The sequence below is a fragment of the Citricoccus sp. genome (assembly GCF_035445025.1).
Lineage (GTDB): Bacteria > Actinomycetota > Actinomycetes > Actinomycetales > Micrococcaceae > Citricoccus.
Genome location: NZ_DAOMPX010000002.1, coordinates 1 through 15684, shown reverse-complemented (window position 1 = coordinate 15684; position 15684 = coordinate 1). Strand labels below are relative to the sequence as shown.

The 15684-nt window shown below is 73.1% G+C and carries 14 protein-coding genes, 1 pseudogene and 1 riboswitch; of the genes and pseudogenes, 11 read left to right on the top strand and 4 right to left on the bottom strand.

What is annotated here, in order from left to right:
• Positions 1-3 precede the first annotated feature (3 nt).
• From gatA to PLJ28_RS01175, 3 genes are all read left to right on the top strand, one after another.
• Positions 4-1599 carry an Asp-tRNA(Asn)/Glu-tRNA(Gln) amidotransferase subunit GatA gene (gatA, locus tag PLJ28_RS01185; protein ID WP_183524066.1) on the top strand — a complete coding sequence of 532 codons (1596 nt, stop codon included), beginning with the start codon at positions 4-6 and terminating at the stop codon, positions 1597-1599.
• On the top strand, positions 1596-3110 hold the full coding sequence (gene gatB / locus PLJ28_RS01180) for an Asp-tRNA(Asn)/Glu-tRNA(Gln) amidotransferase subunit GatB (RefSeq protein ID WP_183524069.1): 1515 nt from the start codon (positions 1596-1598) through the stop codon (positions 3108-3110). The genes gatA and gatB overlap by 4 nt, the downstream gene beginning before the upstream one ends.
• 114 nt (positions 3111-3224) lie before the next feature.
• Positions 3225-4205, top strand: coding sequence for a phosphotransferase (locus tag PLJ28_RS01175; RefSeq protein ID WP_183524072.1), 981 nt, complete (start codon positions 3225-3227; stop codon positions 4203-4205).
• Here the strand turns inward: PLJ28_RS01175 and zapE are convergent.
• Both zapE and PLJ28_RS01165 read right to left on the bottom strand, forming a co-directional pair.
• Entirely contained in the window at positions 4177-5211 is a 1035-nt protein-coding gene (gene zapE, locus PLJ28_RS01170) for an AFG1/ZapE family ATPase (protein ID WP_183524075.1), read from the bottom strand. The two genes, PLJ28_RS01175 and zapE, sit on opposite strands and share 29 nt — an antisense overlap.
• Before the next feature lie 29 nt (positions 5212-5240).
• Positions 5241-6260, bottom strand: coding sequence for an aminoglycoside phosphotransferase family protein (locus tag PLJ28_RS01165; protein ID WP_183524078.1), 1020 nt, complete (start codon positions 6258-6260; stop codon positions 5241-5243).
• An 81-nt stretch (positions 6261-6341) separates the two neighbouring features.
• Between PLJ28_RS01165 and PLJ28_RS01160 the strand changes: the two genes are divergently transcribed.
• On the top strand, positions 6342-7226 hold the full coding sequence (locus PLJ28_RS01160; RefSeq protein WP_298045875.1) for a CPBP family intramembrane glutamic endopeptidase: 885 nt from the start codon (positions 6342-6344) through the stop codon (positions 7224-7226).
• A 117-nt stretch (positions 7227-7343) separates the two neighbouring features.
• Here the strand turns inward: PLJ28_RS01160 and PLJ28_RS01155 are convergent, their stop codons facing one another.
• A complete protein-coding gene (locus PLJ28_RS01155) occupies positions 7344-8000 on the bottom strand; it encodes a VOC family protein (RefSeq protein ID WP_183524081.1) in 657 nt (218 codons plus the stop codon).
• Positions 8001-8140: 140 nt separating this feature from the next.
• A riboswitch (SAM riboswitch) is annotated at positions 8141-8255 on the top strand.
• A gap of 72 nt (positions 8256-8327) precedes the next feature.
• On the opposite strand from PLJ28_RS01155, the gene PLJ28_RS01150 reads away from it, so the two are divergent.
• Genes PLJ28_RS01150 through PLJ28_RS01140 form a run of 3 tightly spaced genes read left to right on the top strand, consistent with a single transcriptional unit; the run spans position 8328 to position 11582 of the window.
• Positions 8328-9704, top strand: coding sequence for an O-acetylhomoserine aminocarboxypropyltransferase/cysteine synthase family protein (locus PLJ28_RS01150; RefSeq protein ID WP_324589854.1), 1377 nt, complete (start codon positions 8328-8330; stop codon positions 9702-9704).
• Positions 9705-9721: 17 nt separating this feature from the next.
• Positions 9722-10843: a homoserine O-acetyltransferase MetX gene (gene metX, locus PLJ28_RS01145; RefSeq protein ID WP_183524087.1), complete on the top strand. Its 1122-nt coding sequence runs from the start codon at positions 9722-9724 to the stop codon at positions 10841-10843.
• A gap of 46 nt (positions 10844-10889) precedes the next feature.
• Positions 10890-11582: an alpha/beta hydrolase gene (locus PLJ28_RS01140; protein ID WP_298045868.1), complete on the top strand. Its 693-nt coding sequence runs from the start codon at positions 10890-10892 to the stop codon at positions 11580-11582.
• A gap of 4 nt (positions 11583-11586) precedes the next feature.
• Here the strand turns inward: PLJ28_RS01140 and PLJ28_RS01135 are convergent, their stop codons facing one another.
• On the bottom strand, positions 11587-11853 hold the full coding sequence (locus PLJ28_RS01135; protein ID WP_183524093.1) for an RNA-binding S4 domain-containing protein: 267 nt from the start codon (positions 11851-11853) through the stop codon (positions 11587-11589).
• Between the two features lie 272 nt (positions 11854-12125).
• Between PLJ28_RS01135 and PLJ28_RS01130 the strand changes: the two genes are divergently transcribed.
• From PLJ28_RS01130 to PLJ28_RS01115, 4 genes and pseudogenes are all read left to right on the top strand, one after another.
• Positions 12126-13517, top strand: a complete 1392-nt coding sequence (locus PLJ28_RS01130) for a glycine--tRNA ligase (RefSeq protein WP_298045865.1) — start codon at positions 12126-12128, stop codon at positions 13515-13517.
• Complete coding sequence (locus PLJ28_RS01125) at positions 13514-14674, top strand: GNAT family N-acetyltransferase (protein ID WP_298045862.1); 1161 nt, start codon at positions 13514-13516, stop codon at positions 14672-14674. Before PLJ28_RS01130 ends, PLJ28_RS01125 begins: the two co-directional genes overlap by 4 nt.
• Complete coding sequence (locus PLJ28_RS01120) at positions 14671-15108, top strand: PaaI family thioesterase (RefSeq protein ID WP_324589840.1); 438 nt, start codon at positions 14671-14673, stop codon at positions 15106-15108. Before PLJ28_RS01125 ends, PLJ28_RS01120 begins: the two co-directional genes overlap by 4 nt.
• A gap of 7 nt (positions 15109-15115) precedes the next feature.
• A pseudogene (locus PLJ28_RS01115) lies at positions 15116-15684 on the top strand (YibE/F family protein); the annotation flags it as partial.

Here is a 15684-nt window from a genome sequence, read left to right as displayed (position 1 = left end):
CGCATGAACGCAACGACCGAGTCGACTGAACTGATCCGCCTGACCGCCCTCCAGATGGCCGAGAAGCTGCGGACGGGGGAGATCACCTCCGTGGAACTGACCCAGGCCCACCTGGACCGGATCGCCGCCGTGGACGGCGGGGAACGCGGCATCCACGCCTTCCTGCACGTCAACCCGGAGGAGGCGCTCGCCGTGGCGGCCGAGGTGGACGCGATCCGCGCCGCCGGCGGCGCCGAGGCCGAGGCCCTGCACCCGCTGGCCGGCGTGCCGGTGGCCGTGAAGGACAACATCGTCACCATCGGCCAGCCGACGACCGCCGGCTCGAGGATGCTCGAGGGCTGGATGAGCCCCTATGACGCCACCGTGGTGACGAAGCTGCGCCGGGCCCGGCTGCCCATCCTGGGCAAGACCAACCTGGACGAGTTCGCCATGGGCGGTTCGACCGAGCACTCCGCGTTCGGCAACACCCGCAACCCCTGGGACCTGGACCGGATCCCCGGCGGTTCCGGCGGCGGTTCGGCCGCGGCCGTGGCCGCGTTCATGGCCCCGCTGGCGCTCGGCTCGGACACCGGGGGCTCCATCCGCCAGCCGGGTGCCGTCACCGGCACCGTGGGCGCCAAGCCCACCTACGGCGGGGTCTCCCGTTACGGCGTGATCGCGATGGCCTCCTCCCTGGACCAGATCGGCCCCGTGGCCCGGACGGTGCAGGACGCCGCCGCCCTGCAGGAACTGCTCGGGGGCCATGACGCGAAGGACTCCACCTCGCTGACCGAGCCCCTCGAGGGACTGCTCACCGCGGCGCGGCAGCACGACGTGACGGGCCTGCGGATCGGCATCGTCTCCGAGCTCAGGGGTGAGGGCTACCAGGAGGGTGTCCTCGAGCGCTTCCGCGAGGCCGTGACGATCCTGCAGGACGCCGGTGCCGAGGTCGTCGAGGTCTCCTGCCCGCACCTGAAGTACGCCCTGGGCGCCTACTACCTGATCATGCCGTCGGAGGCCTCCTCCAACCTGGCCAAGTTCGACGGCGTCCGGTACGGCAACCGGGTCGTCCCCGACGAGGGCGGCACGATCGAGCAGGTCATGGGCGCCACCCGCGCGGCCGGTTTCGGCGAGGAGGTCAAGCGCCGCATCATCCTGGGCACCTATGCCCTCTCGGCCGGGTACTACGACGCCTACTACGGCTCCGCGCAGAAGATCCGCACGCTCGTGCAGCGGGACTTCGACGAGGCCTTCTCGAAGGTCGACGTGCTCATCTCCCCGACCTCCCCGACCACCGCGTTCGGCCTGGGCGAGAAGATCGACGACCCGCTGGCGATGTACCTCAACGACGTCGCCACCATCCCGGCGAACCTGGCCGGCATCCCCGGCATCTCCGTGCCCGGCGGACTGGCCGAGGGCCTGCCCGTCGGCGTGCAGTTCCTCGCCCCGGTCCGCGGCGACGCCGTGATGTACCGGGCCGCTGCGGCCCTGGAGAGCCGCCTGGAACAGGCCTGGGGCGCACAGCTCTGGACCCAGGCGCCGGACCTGGACGACACCCGCAGCACCCAGCCGGCCGGCGTCGGGACCGCTGACCGCACCGCAGGAGGAGAGAACCGATGACCGCCGTCACCGACGAGGTGCTCACGTTCGACGAGGCGATGGCCGAGTTCGACCCGGTCCTGGGCTTCGAGGTCCACGTGGAGCTGAACACCAGGACCAAGATGTTCTCCTCCGCCGCCAACGCCTTCGGGGACGTGCCCAACACCAACGTCACCGAGGTCGACCTGGGGCTGCCCGGCGTGCTGCCGGTGGTCAACGGCAAGGCCGTGGAGTACGCCATCAAGCTCGGGCTGGCCCTGAACTGCCAGATCGCCGAGACGTGCGGCTTCGCCCGGAAGAACTACTTCTACCCGGACACCCCGAAGAACTTCCAGACCTCCCAGTACGACGACCCGATCGCCCATGACGGCTGGCTGGACGTCGAGCTGGAGGACGGGACGGTCTTCCGCGTGGAGATCGAGCGCGCCCACATGGAGGAGGACGCCGGCAAGCTCACGCACGTCGGCGGCGCCTCCGGCCGCATCCAGGACGCGGCGCACTCGCTCGTGGACTACAACCGCGCCGGCGTGCCGCTGATCGAGATCGTCACCAAGCCGATCGCCGGTGTGGGGGAGCGGGCGCCGGAACTGGCCCGCGCCTACGTCACGGCCGTCCGGGACATCGTGAAGAACCTGGGCATCTCGGACGCGCGGATGGAACGCGGCAACGTGCGCTGCGACGCCAACGTCTCGCTGATGCCCAAGGGCACCGCGGCCTTCGGCACCCGTACCGAGACGAAGAACGTGAACTCCACGCGCGCCGTCGCCCACGCCGTGACCTACGAGATCCAGCGCCAGGCGGCCATCCTCAAGGCCGGCGGCTCGATCGTGCAGGAGACCCGGCACTGGCACGAGGACACCCGGACCACCACCTCGGGCCGGCCGAAGTCGGACGCGGACGACTACCGGTACTTCCCGGAGCCGGACCTGGTGCCGATCGTGACCACGCCGGAGTGGATCGAGGAGCTGCGCGCCCAGTTGCCCGAGCCGCCCGCTGAGCGCCGCAAGCGCCTGAAGGCCGACTGGGGCTTCTCGGACGAGGAGTTCCGGGACGTCGTCAACGCCGGCGTGCTGGACGAGATCGCGGACACGATCGCGGCCGGGTCCACCGCCGCCGCGGCCCGCAAGTGGTGGATGGGCGAGATCGCTCGCCTGGCCAACGTGGAGGGCAAGGACATCCCCGAGCTCGGGGTCTCCCCGGCCGACGTCGTGGAGGTCGAGGCGCTGATCGCGGAGAAGACGATCAACGACAAGATCGCCAAGCAGGTCCTGGGCCTCGTGGCCGCCGGCGAGGGCTCCCCGCGGGCCATCGTCGAGGCCCGCTCGCTCGCGGTCGTCTCCGACGACGGCGCCCTCACCACCGCGGTGCAGGACGCCATCGCGCAGAACCCGGGCGTGGTGGAGAAGATCAGGGGCGGCAAGCTGCAGGCCATCGGCGCGCTCATCGGCCCGGTCATGAAGGCCACCCGCGGCCAGGCCGACGCCGGGCGCGTGCGGGAGATCGTCATGGAGCAGCTGGGCGTCACGGAGTAACCCCCCGGACACCCCACGCCACGATCGGGAGGTCGACGGCTGACCCGCGGGCCCGGAGACGGGCCGGTTCGCGTCAGCCCTCGACCTCCCGTCGTCTCCAGGAGAGGCCGGAAGATGCCGCGTCACCGCCGGTCCGGCGAACCGGACGTCACGGCCGGACTCGTCCGCGCCCTGCTGGCGTCCCAGCACCCGGACCTGGCGGCGCTGCCGATCGGCGGGGACGTGGATCCGGCCCCGGGCGGCGGCGTGGTCCGCGGCTGGGACAACACGATGGTCCGGCTGGGGGAGGACCTCGCCGTCCGCCTGCCCCGGCACGACGCCGGCCAGGCCCTCCTCGACCGGGAGGCCGCCTGGCTGCCGCGCGTCGCCGCGCAGACCGGGCTGAGGCTCCCGCGGCCCGAGCGCACCGGCGCCCCCGGGGCCGGGTACCCCTACCGGTGGGCCGTGGTGCCGTGGGTGGCGGGAACCCCGGCGGCGCGCCGCCCGGCCGGGACCCGGGACGTCTACGCCGCCGCCCTCGCGGGGTGGCTGCGACGCCTGCACGTCCCGGCCCCGCCGGATGCCCCGGCCAATCCCTTCCGCGGCGTGCCGCTGGCCGCGACCGCCGATCGCTTCGAGGCGCGCTGGCGGGCGCTGCGTCCGCGCTGCCCCGCGGCCCTGGTCCGCGCGGTGGACACGGCCTGGCGGCAGGCCCTGGCGGCCGGGGACCACACGGGCCCGCCGGTCTGGCTGCACGGGGACCCCCACCCGGACAACACGGTGCTGGCGGAGGCTGCCGCCGGCGCCCTGCCGGGCCCACCGGAGCCGGTCCTGGTCGATTTCGGTGACCTCTGCGCCGGGGATCCCGCCTCGGACCTGGGGATCGCGCTGACCCACTTCACGCCCGCCGGGGCCGCCGCGTTCCAGGCCCGCTACGAGGCGGGCCGGGTCCCGGACGACGACCTCTGGCGCCGGGCCGCGGGGTGGTCCCTGGCCCTGGCGACCCTCTTCGCCACCCAGCCCCCGGAGGACGTCCTGCACGCGATCGGCTGGGGGTACCTGCGGCAGTCGGGCCCGCGGACGGGTCTCAGTCCCGCAGCAGGCTCAGCCGGCTGAGGAACCGGTCGGCGTCGCGCGGGAGGCGCCCCGGCCCGGCCCAGTCATCCAGGGGCAGGGCCGCGGTGACGTCCAGGCGCAGGTCCGCGTCCACGAGCACGTCCACGAGGAACGCGAACCGCTGGAACGACTGGTCGTCGATGTCCTCCGGGGCCGGGACGCCCAGCAGTCTCCAGTGCTCGTACTGCCGCGCCAGCCCGAGGTAGTCGTGCACGGAGACCGGGTGCTCGCACAACTGCGCGAACGTGGCGGTGAGGACTCCGGCGGCGGGATCCGCGGCGGTCACCCGCAGCCGCCGGGTACCGCCGGCCCCCACCGGCACGCTCGCCCCCGTCACGGGCCCGGGACCGTTCGCCCCGGGACCGTTCGTCGCGCCACCGGTCAGCCCGGCACCGGTCAGCCCGGTCCCGTCCTGCCCCGCGCCGACGGCCGTCCACGTCCCGGCCGCGAACCCGCGGTCGGCGCCCCGGGTCAACGGCCGGTAGTCGACGCCGTCGGGGACCTGCCGCACGGTGAGACGCTCCTGGATCAGCCCGATGACCGGTTCGAGGTGATGGTGGAACAGGGGATCCGGCAGCAGGTCCGCGGGCGGGTAGTTGGACGTCAGCAGCACCCCGGCCTCGAGGTCCAGCAGGGCGGGCAGCACCCGGCGCAGCAGGTGGGCGTCGCCGACGTCGTGGACGTGGAACTCGTCGATGTACACCAGCCGGGCGTCCCCCAGCAGGCGCCGCACGGCGCCGTCGACGCTGACCGGTCGTCCGGCCGGGGCGCCGGTCACCGACTGGGTGACCTGGCCCAGCAGGGCGTGCATGTGCATCCGGATCTTGGGCACCTCGGCCGCGTCGAAGAACCGGCCGCTGATCCACGTCTTGCCGCGGCCCACCCCGCCGTGCAGGTAGACCCCGTGGGCGTGCCGGGAGCAGAGCAACCGCACGGTCTCGCGCTGGCCCGCGTCGAGCTGCTTCCCACCGGCCTCCAGCGCGGCGGTCAGCGTCGCGACGGGCACCCGGGGCCACGGCGAGTGACGCCGGCCCCTCACCGGACACCGGCCGTCAGCGCCGCGACGGCCCGGCCGATCCGCGGCAGCACCTTGCGCAGCAGCCTGGGCCAGTTCGCCGGGCCGGCTCCGGTGGACGGGTCCTCGCGGCCGGCGGCGTCCGCCAGGGTCTCCAGGGCCGTCCAGCCGAGCCAGACCCGGGCCCGCCATGCCTCCGCCGGGTCGCGGGCGATCGACTCCAGCTTCTCCTCCCCGTGCCACAACGAGAGGTAGGCCGGGTTCAGTGCGGGGTCCCAGGCGCTGGCCAGGTCCCAGTCGAGGATCCCGGTCAGGACCCGGTCCCCGCCGGAACGCTTCCAGCGCATGTTGTGCCCGGCCAGGTCCCCGTGCACGAGGGACGGGGCCACCACCGGGTCCTGCGTCCACGCGGTCAGGGTGGCCAGCAGGTCCCCGGCGGTCTCCGGGAAGGCCGCCGCGGTCACCGCCGGATGGTCGGCGGCCCACTCGCCGTCCCACAATTGCCCGCCGTAGGTCTCCCGCAGGCGCGCCGGCAGCTGGCGCACCGTCCGCACGCGTTCGGCCGTCCACGGCCCGCGGTAGGCGAACGGCGGGCCCAGGTGCGGTTCCAGGGCGGCGGTGTCCACGGCCGCCAGCGCCTCGCACAGTCCGCGCAGCACCACCGGGTCGCCCTCGTGCGGGGGATGCGCCCGGCCGGGCAGGTACTCCTGCACCACGGCGGCCGTCCCGTCCGCACCGGTGACCACCTCGGTGAGGGGCACGGGCAGGGCGACGGGGAGCTGGGCCGTGCTCGTCAGGGCCTGCACGAGCGCGACGTTCGCCGGCAGCCGCCCGGCGGCCACCGCGTTCCGGGCCATCCTCACCGCCCCCACACCGGGCAGCACCAGCACACGGTGGAATTGCCCGCCCTCCTCCACGGTGCCCGCGGACCAGTCCGCCGTGGCCAGCCGGTCCGCCGCCGCGGGGGAGGCGCTGACCAGCGGACGCGCGGAGGCGGCACGGGCGAGCGCGAGGTCGGCTGCGGTGGGTGGGGAGGCCATGGATCCACGGTAACCGGGCCCGGGGCCGCGATCCGCCGGTCGCTGCGGGTGTCCCTCGGCGGCCCTTCCTACACTGGTGCGGTGAGCACCCCCGCAGCCTCCCGGCCGACCGACCGCCTGCGCCCCTCGGCCATCACCCCGCCCTCGGCCGGCACGGTCCGCTGGGAGATCGCGATCGTGCTCGGGCTGTCCCTGGGCCAGTCGGCCGTCTACGCGATCGTCAACCTGCTGGAGAAGATGAGCCGGGGCCCGCTGTCCGGGCAGACCACCACGCTGAACCCGCCGCTGGCGGACCGGCAGTACTGGGACCTCACGTACCAGCTGCTGGACATCGTCTTCGCCCTGGTGCCGGTACTGCTGGTGTTCCACCTGCTGGTGATCCGCGGCCGCAATCCGTTCCGGACCTTCGGCCTGGACGCCCGTCGTCCGGGGGCCGACCTGGCCTGGGGCGGGGCCCTGTTCGTGGCGATCGGCCTGGGGACCCTGGCGGTCTACGCGGCCGGGCGGGCGGCCGGGGTAACCACGGCCATCGTGGGCAGCGCGCTGGACGAGTACTGGTGGACCACCCCGGTCCTGGTGCTCTCCGCGCTGCGGCACGCGCTGCTGGAGGAGGTCATCGTGGTGGCCTGGCTCTTCGACCGGCTCGGCTACCTGCAGCAACTGAGGTCCGGGCTGGACCCGGCCCGGCCCGGCGAGCCCGGTGGGCTGCGCACCTGGGCGAGCGGCGCCGTCGTCCCCCTGAACGCCACGACCGTGGTGGTGGGATGCGCGGTCTTGCGCGGGGCCTATCACCTGTACCAGGGGATCGGGCCGGGAGTGGGGAACCTGCTCATGGGATTGGTGTTCGGTGCGCTGTACGTGCGCTACCGGCGCGTGATGCCCCTGGTCGTGGCCCACCTGCTGCTGGACGTGACCGGGTTCGTGGCCTACCCGGCCCTGGCCCGGCTGGGGCTGTTCGGCACCTGAGCCCGGCCCGCGCCGCCTGTTCCGGTCGGCTCCACGCGGGACCGGCGGGCGTCCTGGACGCGAAGGCCCCCGCCCACCGGGCCGGGGGCCGGGAGGGGGCGGGGGCCGCGGGGCGCGTCAGAGGGTGACGGTGCCCTTGGGGGTCTCGAAGGTGACCTCGAGGATGCCGGGCGTGCCGGAGGGGGACTCGTAGATGACGTTGAGGTCCTCGACCCTCTGCTCGGGGTCGTCCAGTCCCAGCCAGCCCCGCACCCGGTCCCGCGATCCGGCGATCGTGATGGAGGACAGCTCCGCCTGCGGCTCCGCGGCGCGGGAGGGGTGCAGCTCCTCCATGCCGTCATCCCAGCGCAGCAGGTAGGGCACCTGCGGGTCGGCGATGAGGCCCTTGATGCCGATCTGGCGCCAGGTCAGCTCGCGGCCGTCCGGGAACTTGCGGTTGCCCGGAACGGACTGGCGCTCGAGCCGTTCCTCGAACGGGGCCAGGTCGTCCACGGCCACGCACCAGCCCATCCAGCCGCCGCCCATCTCGGAGCGGGCGCGCACGGCCTGTCCGAACGGGGCCTTGCCGGAGGAGGGGTGGTCGAGTACCTCGACGACCTCCAGGTACTGGTGCTTGCGCAACGGGAAGATGGCGTTGCGGGTGCCGAAGCGGGGGTGGACCCCGCCCTTGACTCGCTCGATGCCCAGGGCATCGGCGATCCGGGCCACCGCGGCGGGGAGGCCCTCTTCGGGGCCGACGGCGTACGAGACGTGATCAAGGCGCATCATGCCCATATCGTCCCACTTCCCCGTGGCGGAGATCGCTTAGGTTACCCTCACTTGAAAAGTTGCGCAGATCACACTCCGGCGGGGCCGCGGTCACACTGTGACCGAACGGGATGACCCGCTCGCACCGATCTGGCAGACTGGGCGCAGGTCATGAGCGCCAGCATCGAGCCCCGGCTTGCTGGCCGGCAACCCTCCAGCTCGCGGTGGGGTGCCCCGGGTGAGGACCAGGCGGGTGTCGACCGGCACCTGCAAGCGCGGGCCACCACGGCGCGGCATGCTTCACGGCACCGTGATGCCACCGGGTGGCCCTGGACGGATACAGGAGCCATGTCGATGACTGACACCCCGAACCAGGCCACCCCGGACACCGACCCGGCCGGCGCCACGGACTCCGCCGCGAACTGGGGCTTCGAGACCCGGCAGGTGCACGCCGGCATCCCGGAGGTCAACCCCTTCGGCGCCACCGCGCTGCCGATCATCCAGTCCAACTCCTTCGACTTCCCCTCCCACGAGGTCGCCGCCGACCGGTTCGCCCTGAAGGACCTCGGGCCCATCTACACCCGCATCGGCAACCCGACCCAGGAGGCCGTGGAGGGCAAGATCGCCGCCCTCGAGGGCGGGGTGGGCGCCCTGCTGCTGGCCTCCGGGCAGGCGGCCACCACCTTCTCCGTGCTCAACCTCGCCGGTGCGGGGGACCACGTGGTGGTCTCGGCCTCCCTCTACGGCGGCACCCAGAACCTGTTCAAGCACACCCTGGCCAAGATCGGCATCACCACCACCTTCGTCCAGGACCCGGACGACCTGGAGGAGTGGACGGGCGCCGTCCGGGACACCACGAAGCTGCTGTTCGCCGAGTCCCTCGGCAACCCGCGCGGGGACGTGCCGGACCTGCGGGGCATCGCCGACGTCGCCCACGCCGCCGGCGTGCCGTTCATCGTGGACAACACCCTGGCCACCCCCTACCTGCTGCGGCCGATCGAGCACGGCGCGGACGTGGTCGTGCACTCGGCCACCAAGTACCTCGGCGGCCACGCCGTGGCCATGGGCGGGGTCATCGTGGACGCCGGGACCTTTGACTACGCCTCCCAGCCGGAGCGCTTCCCGGGCTTCAACACCCCGGACGAGAGCTACAACGGACTGGTGTTCGCCCGGGACCTGGGTGTCGGGGGCATCCTCGGGGCCAACCTTGCCTACATCCTGAAGGCCCGCGTGCAGCTGCTGCGCGACTTCGGCAGCTCGATCAGCCCGTTCAACGCCTTCCTGCTCAACCTCGGCCTGGAGACCCTGTCCCTGCGGATGGAGCGTCACGTGGCCAACGCGCAGAGGGTCGCCGACTACCTGGACGGCCACGCCCAGGCCGAGGCCGTGATCTACCCGGGCCTGGCATCCAGCCCCTGGTACGAGCGCGCGCAGCAGTACCTGCCCCAGGGCGCCGGCGGCTTCGTGTCCTTCGAGATCGCCGGTGGCCGCGAGGCCGGCGCGCGGTTCGTGGACGCCCTGCGCCTGCACCACCAGGTGGCCAACATCGGCGACATCCGTTCGCTCGTCATCCACCCGGCCTCCACCACGCACTCCCAGTTGACGGAGGCCGAGCAGCGCGCCGCCGGTGTCACCCCCGGCCTGGTCCGGCTCTCGGTGGGCGTGGAGAGCATCGATGACATCCTGGCGGACCTCGAGGAGGGGTTCGCCGCCGCCAACGTCAGCGCGTGAGGCACGGAGGGACCCCCATGACCATGACCAGCCCCCACCAGACCCGCACCGCCCTTCCCGACGGCGGCCTGCACTCCCGGCGGATCGGCGCCTTCGACTTCGAGGCCGGCGGTCACCTGCCCGCCGTGGAGATCGCCTACGAGACCTGGGGCACGCTGAACGCGGACAGGTCCAACGCCGTGCTGGTGCTGCACGCCCTGACCGGTTCCACCCACGTGGCCGCCTCCACCGGGGAACCGGAGGCCGGCTGGTGGGAGGGCATCATCGGACCGGGCGCGCCGGTGGACACCGATCAGTGGTTCGTGGTGGCCCCCAACATGCTGGGCGGCTGCTACGGGACGACCGGTCCGTCCTCGCTGGACGCGGACGGCACCCCGTGGGGTTCGCGGTTCCCGTTCACCACCATCCGGGACTCCGTCCATGCCGAGGCCCGCCTCGCGGACGCCCTGGGCATCGAGGCGTGGCAGGCCGTGATCGGCGGCTCGATGGGCGGGGCCCGCGCCCTGGAATGGGCCGCGACCTACCCGGGGCGGGTGCGCGGCATGGCCGTCATCGCCTGCGGCGCCCACTCCACGGCCGAGCAGATCGCGTTCGCCCAGGCCCAGGTCCAGGCGATCACGCTGGACCCGGACTTCCAGGGCGGCGACTACTACGGCCGCTCCCGGCCCGACGCCGGCCTGGGCATCGCCCGGCGGATCGCGCATATCACGTACCGCTCCGAGCCGGACATGGGGTCCCGGTTCGGGCGGAGTCCGCAGCAGGACGAGGACCCCTTCGGCCACCCGCTGCGCCGGAGCGGCCGGTACCAGGTGGAGTCCTACCTGGACCACCAGGCGGCCAAGCTCGCCGGACGCTTCGACGCCAACAGCTACCTGGTGCTCACCGAGGCGCTGATGAGCCATGACGTGGCGCGGGGCCGCGGGAGCGAGGAGGAGGTGCTGGCCGGGATCCCCGCCGCGGCGTTCATCGCCGCGGTCGACTCGGACCGGCTCTACTTCCCGGGCCAGTCCCAGGAACTGGCCCGCCAGCTGCCCGGTGAGGTGCCGGTGTTCATGATCGACTCGCCGATCGGCCACGACGGGTTCCTGACGGACATGGACCAGGTGGCCGGTGAGATGAAGCGGGTCCTGGGACTCTGACCGGCCGGATTGATCGGCTCTCACCGGGGGCCTCTACCCTGTGGGTATGACTGATGCCGCCGCTGCCGCCACCCCCGAGCCGTTCGTCCGCTGGTCCCGTCCCGAGGCCGAGCGCGCGGGCACCCCACTGCTGGTGGTGCTGCACGGCTACGGTGCGGACGAGAACGACCTGTTCGGGATCGTCCCCGAACTGCCGGGCAGGTTCACCATCGCCTCGGTCCGGGCCCCGCTGGCCATGGACCACGGCGGGTTCACCTGGTTCCCGCTGAGCACCTCGATGTCCTCCTCGCCGCTGGCGGTGCGCGCCGCCGTCGAGGACCTGCAGGCCTGGGTGGACACCCAGCGCGAGCACTTCTCCAGCGTCTCCCTGCTGGGGTTCTCCATGGGGATGGCCATGGCCACCTCGCTGCTGCGGCTGGACCCGGAGGCCTACGCCTGCGTGGTCGGGCTCTCCGGCTTCGCCGTGAACCCGGACCAGGACGGGGCGGCGGCGCGCGCGGGCACCGGGCCGCTGGCCGGGTTCTTCGACGACGAGGCCGTCAGGGCCGTGAGGCCGAAGGTGTTCTGGGGCCGGGACCAGGCCGATCCGGTCATCACCCAGGACAAGGTCGAGTACACCCACGCCTGGATGAACGAGCACGTGGAGCTGACCAAGGTGCTCTACGCCGGGATCGGCCACGGCATCGGCCCGCAGGAGCTGCGGCACGTGGGGGAGTACCTGGACTACGTGGTCCGGTAGCCCCTCAGTGGCCGGCCGGGACCACCTTCACGGCCTCGCCGGAGAACTCGATGATGTCCCCGTGGTGCAGCTGGCGGCCGCGACGGGTCTCGGGGTCCCCGTTGACCTGCACCAGTCCGGCCTCGATGACCACCCGCGCGTCCGCCCCGTCCTCCACCAGGTTGGCGAGCTTGAGCGCCTGCCCGAGCCGGATCACCTCGTCACGGATCTCGAGCCGCGTCGGATGGGACGCCGGGGACTGGGGTGCGTGGCGGGCGGTGTGATCGGACATGACTCCATTGTCGCCGATCACGCGGGGAATGGGTGAGGAAATATCCGCCTCCGTGCGGGAGCGCGCCGAGGGGCGCCGGGCGCGGCGCCCGTCCCGATCGTGCCCGGCCACGGCGAGCGAACCGCCGTGGTGGCGGTTCAGTGCCGGGGCGGCCGGGCACCTAGACTGTCTGACGTAGTCGCCGGTCTCGCACCGGCTGCCCCGCCCGACCCACCAGCACCAGCGCGGGCCGCCGCCAGCGGCCGATGCGCAGACACGGATGTGATGCCCCCATGGCCCCCAAGTCCACCCTCGACCAGGTCATCTCCCTCGCGAAGCGACGCGGATTCGTCTTCCAGGCCGGAGAGATCTACGGCGGTTCCCGCTCGGCGTGGGACTACGGGCCGCTGGGCGTGGAGCTGAAGGACAACATCAAGACCCAGTGGTGGAACACCTTCGTGCGCGGCCGGGAGGACATGGTCGGGCTGGACTCGTCCATCATCCTGCCCCGCGCCGTCTGGCAGGCCTCGGGCCACGTGGACACCTTCACCGACCCGCTGGTCGAGTGCCTCTCCTGCCACAAGCGCCACCGCCAGGACCACCTCGTCGAGGCGTTCGAGGCGAAGAAGGGCCGCCGGCCCGAGGGCGGCACCGACGGCATGGACGAGATCGTGTGTCCGGACTGCGGGAACCGCGGGCAGTGGACCGAGCCGCAGACCTTCTCGGGGCTCATGAAGACCTTCCTGGGACCGGTGGACAACGAGGAGGGCCTGCACTACCTGCGCCCCGAGACCGCCCAGGGCATCTTCGTGAACTTCCTCAACGTGGTGGGCGCCGCCCGCAAGAAGCCGCCGTTCGGCATCGGCCAGATCGGCAAGGCCTTCCGCAACGAGATCACCCCCGGCAACTTCATCTTCCGCACCCGCGAGTTCGAGCAGATGGAGATCGAGTACTTCGTCCACCCGGACGAGGCCAAGGGCCACTTCGACACCTGGGTGGAGGCCTGCTGGAACTGGTTCATCGACCTGGGGATCAACCCGGACAACATGCGCCGCTTCGACGTCCCGGACGGCGAGCGCGCCCACTACTCCGACGCCACCATCGACCTCGAGTACCGGTTCGGCTTCCAGGGCTCGGAGTGGGGCGAGCTGATGGGCATCGCCAACCGCACCGACTTCGACCTGAACTCCCACACGGCGGCCTCGGGCACCAAGATGCAGTACTTCGACCAGGGCACGGGCGAGCGGTACACCCCGTACGTGATCGAGCCGAGCTTCGGGCTGACCCGCTCCATGATGGCGTTCCTGGTGGACGCCTACCGCGAGGAGGAGGCGCCCAACGCCAAGGGCGGCACGGACATCCGCACCGTGCTGGGCCTGGACCCGCGGATCGCCCCGGTCAAGGCCGCCGTGCTCCCGCTGTCCCGCAAGGAGGAGCTGGTGCCGACCGCGAAGAGGCTCGCCGACGAGCTGCGCGGGGTCTGGAACATCGACTACGACGACGCCGGCGCCATCGGCCGCCGCTACCGCCGCCAGGACGAGATCGGCACCCCGTACTGCATCACCGTGGACTTCGACTCGCTCGAGGACCAGGCCGTGACCATCCGGGAGCGGGACACCATGGCCCAGGAGCGCGTGGGCCTGGACCAGGTGCGCGGCTGGCTGTTCGAGCGGCTGGCCCAGTGACCGGGCCGGCGGCGGACCGGTCCGGGAACGTCACCCTGCGGCCGTGGGCCGAGGGGGACGACCTGCGGTTGCTGCAGACCTGGGGCGACCCCTCGGACCCGCAGCAGCACCAGGACCGCACCCTGTTGCGGCCCTCCCACGACGGCGGCCCGGCCGCGGGTGCCGCCGACGGCTGGGTGCGCTGCCTGGTCGCCGAGGACGACGGCGTCCCGGTGGCCGCCGGGGTGGTCTCCACCTCCCGGGTGCACCCGAGGCGGTTGTGGTTCTACGCCGAGACGGCCGCGCCCGTGCGCAACCGCGGCATCGGCACGATGCTGCTGAACGCGCTGCGCGCGGAGGCGGACGTGGCCGTGGAGACCATCGGGACCGTCGAGCTCAAGACGCGGGTCGCCGTCGGGCACGAGGGCACGGTGCCGGACGGCGCGGAGGCGACCCAGCGGTTCCTGGCCGGCCACGGGTTCCGTGAGGTCCAGCGCTCGCGGCGCATCGTCGTCGGGCCCGGGGTGCTGGCACCGCCGGAACTCTCCGAGGGCGGGATGACGCTGGAGGAGGCGGCCACCGGATCGGTGGAGCTGACCCAGGCGGTGTCCGTGTTCTACCAGGCGGTGCACGACTGGGACCCGGCCGAGATGACCGTGGGACGGGCCCAGCAGCTGCTGCTCGGCCCGCAGACGGGTGCCTCCGGGGCCGTGGTGCTGCGCAACCGGCCCAAGGCCGAGGGCGGCACGATCACGGCGTTCGCGATCTCCTACACCCCGGAGCGCACCGAGGACCCCACGGACGTGCTGATCGGCTGGGATCCCGAGCTGGCCCCCGCGGACGCGCAGTTCGCCGCGGGCGCCCTGCTGGCCATGCTCACCGCCCAGTACCCGGTCCAGGTGGAGGCCGACGACGCGATGACGGCGCTGACCCCCATGCTCGACCAGTTGCTGTCCACCGGGCACGCGCGGGTGTTGCTGGACACCCGGATCTGGGCGACCGACCGGTCCGAGGACCGCGAGCCCGCCCGGGACGCCGCGGTGGAGGGCGCCGCCGGGCCGGGGGCCGAACCGGGTCCCGACCCCGCCGACCTGCCGGACCCGCTGGCCGGGTCCGGGGCGGACTCGGCCGCGGATCCCGACGAGACCGAGGGCGAGCGAGAGGCGGCCCCGCTGTGACCGATCCGATGGACACCGCGGCGGACTCCGCCCTGCGCGCCGAGCGGGCTGCCGCCATCCTCGCGGTGGACACCCCCGTGACGGACCAGGGCATCACGTTCGTCGCCGGAGACGACGCCGGCTGCGCCATGGCCATGACGGTGCGGTCCCGGCAGTGCAACTCCCACGGGATCTGCCACGGCGGGATCACCATGCTGCTGGCGGACACCGCGGCGGCCTACGCGCTGAACACGGGGGAGCAGTCCCCGCGCTGGGTGACCTCCCACTCCAGCTCGTCGCTGCTGGCGCCCGGGCGCGAGGGGGAGGTGCTCACCGCCACCGCCGAGATCGGCACCGGCAGCGGGTCCTCGCGGATCGTGGACGTGCGGGTGACCGAGCCGGACGGGACCGTGGTGGTGGAGATGCGCAACGTCATGGTCCGGTTGCGGGGCTGACCGCCCGGTGCAGGACAGTCTCCCCGGCGGTCATGGCCACGGCCTGGACGCCGGACCCGGGGCCGACGCCGCGCTGACCGGTCCCGGCGGGTCGCGCCGCCGCGTCGTCACCGCCCTGGCGGCGATCCTCGTGCCCGTGACGCTGCTGCTGGTGGCCGCCATGATCGCCCTGTGGCCCTCGGGGTCCCACCGGGAGCTGTCCCTGGCCGATCCCTACGGCACCGCCTCGGGGGTGACCCTGTTCTCCGGGACGGTGACCGCCGTCGAGCCGAGGGACTGCGGGCCGCAGGCCGGGGCCCTCGAGACCCCCGGCGGTGCCGTGGTCGGTGAGGGCGCGGCGGCGCAGGTGCGGTGCGTGGACGCCATCGTGGACCCCGACGGCGGCGGCACCGACGCCGCCCGGGTGCCGGTCCCGCCGGAGGTCGGCGCCAGCAGGGACGTGGCCGTGGGGGACCGGATCAAGGCGCTGGACCTGTCGGCGCTGCCCGGCGGCACCGCCGGCACCGCCGGCGCCGGCGGGCCCGCGGACGGGGCCGGGGTCTCCGGGGCGGTCGAGCACGTCTTCGTGGACTTCGA

What these genes read in the sequence shown, in the direction of transcription:
- PLJ28_RS01175 (WP_183524072.1), top strand. Translation starts at nt 3,225, where the DNA reads ATGCCGCGTCACCGCCGGTCCGGCGAACCGGACGTCACGGCCGGACTC.
- PLJ28_RS01135 (WP_183524093.1), bottom strand. Translation starts at nt 11,853, where the DNA reads ATGTCCGATCACACCGCCCGCCACGCACCCCAGTCCCCGGCGTCCCAT.
- gatB (WP_183524069.1), top strand. Translation starts at nt 1,596, where the DNA reads ATGACCGCCGTCACCGACGAGGTGCTCACGTTCGACGAGGCGATGGCC.
- PLJ28_RS01150 (WP_324589854.1), top strand. Translation starts at nt 8,328, where the DNA reads ATGACTGACACCCCGAACCAGGCCACCCCGGACACCGACCCGGCCGGC.
- PLJ28_RS01165 (WP_183524078.1), bottom strand. Translation starts at nt 6,260, where the DNA reads ATGGCCTCCCCACCCACCGCAGCCGACCTCGCGCTCGCCCGTGCCGCC.
- metX (WP_183524087.1), top strand. Translation starts at nt 9,722, where the DNA reads ATGACCATGACCAGCCCCCACCAGACCCGCACCGCCCTTCCCGACGGC.
- PLJ28_RS01155 (WP_183524081.1), bottom strand. Translation starts at nt 8,000, where the DNA reads ATGGGCATGATGCGCCTTGATCACGTCTCGTACGCCGTCGGCCCCGAA.
- PLJ28_RS01130 (WP_298045865.1), top strand. Translation starts at nt 12,126, where the DNA reads ATGGCCCCCAAGTCCACCCTCGACCAGGTCATCTCCCTCGCGAAGCGA.
- gatA (WP_183524066.1), top strand. Translation starts at nt 4, where the DNA reads ATGAACGCAACGACCGAGTCGACTGAACTGATCCGCCTGACCGCCCTC.
- PLJ28_RS01140 (WP_298045868.1), top strand. Translation starts at nt 10,890, where the DNA reads ATGACTGATGCCGCCGCTGCCGCCACCCCCGAGCCGTTCGTCCGCTGG.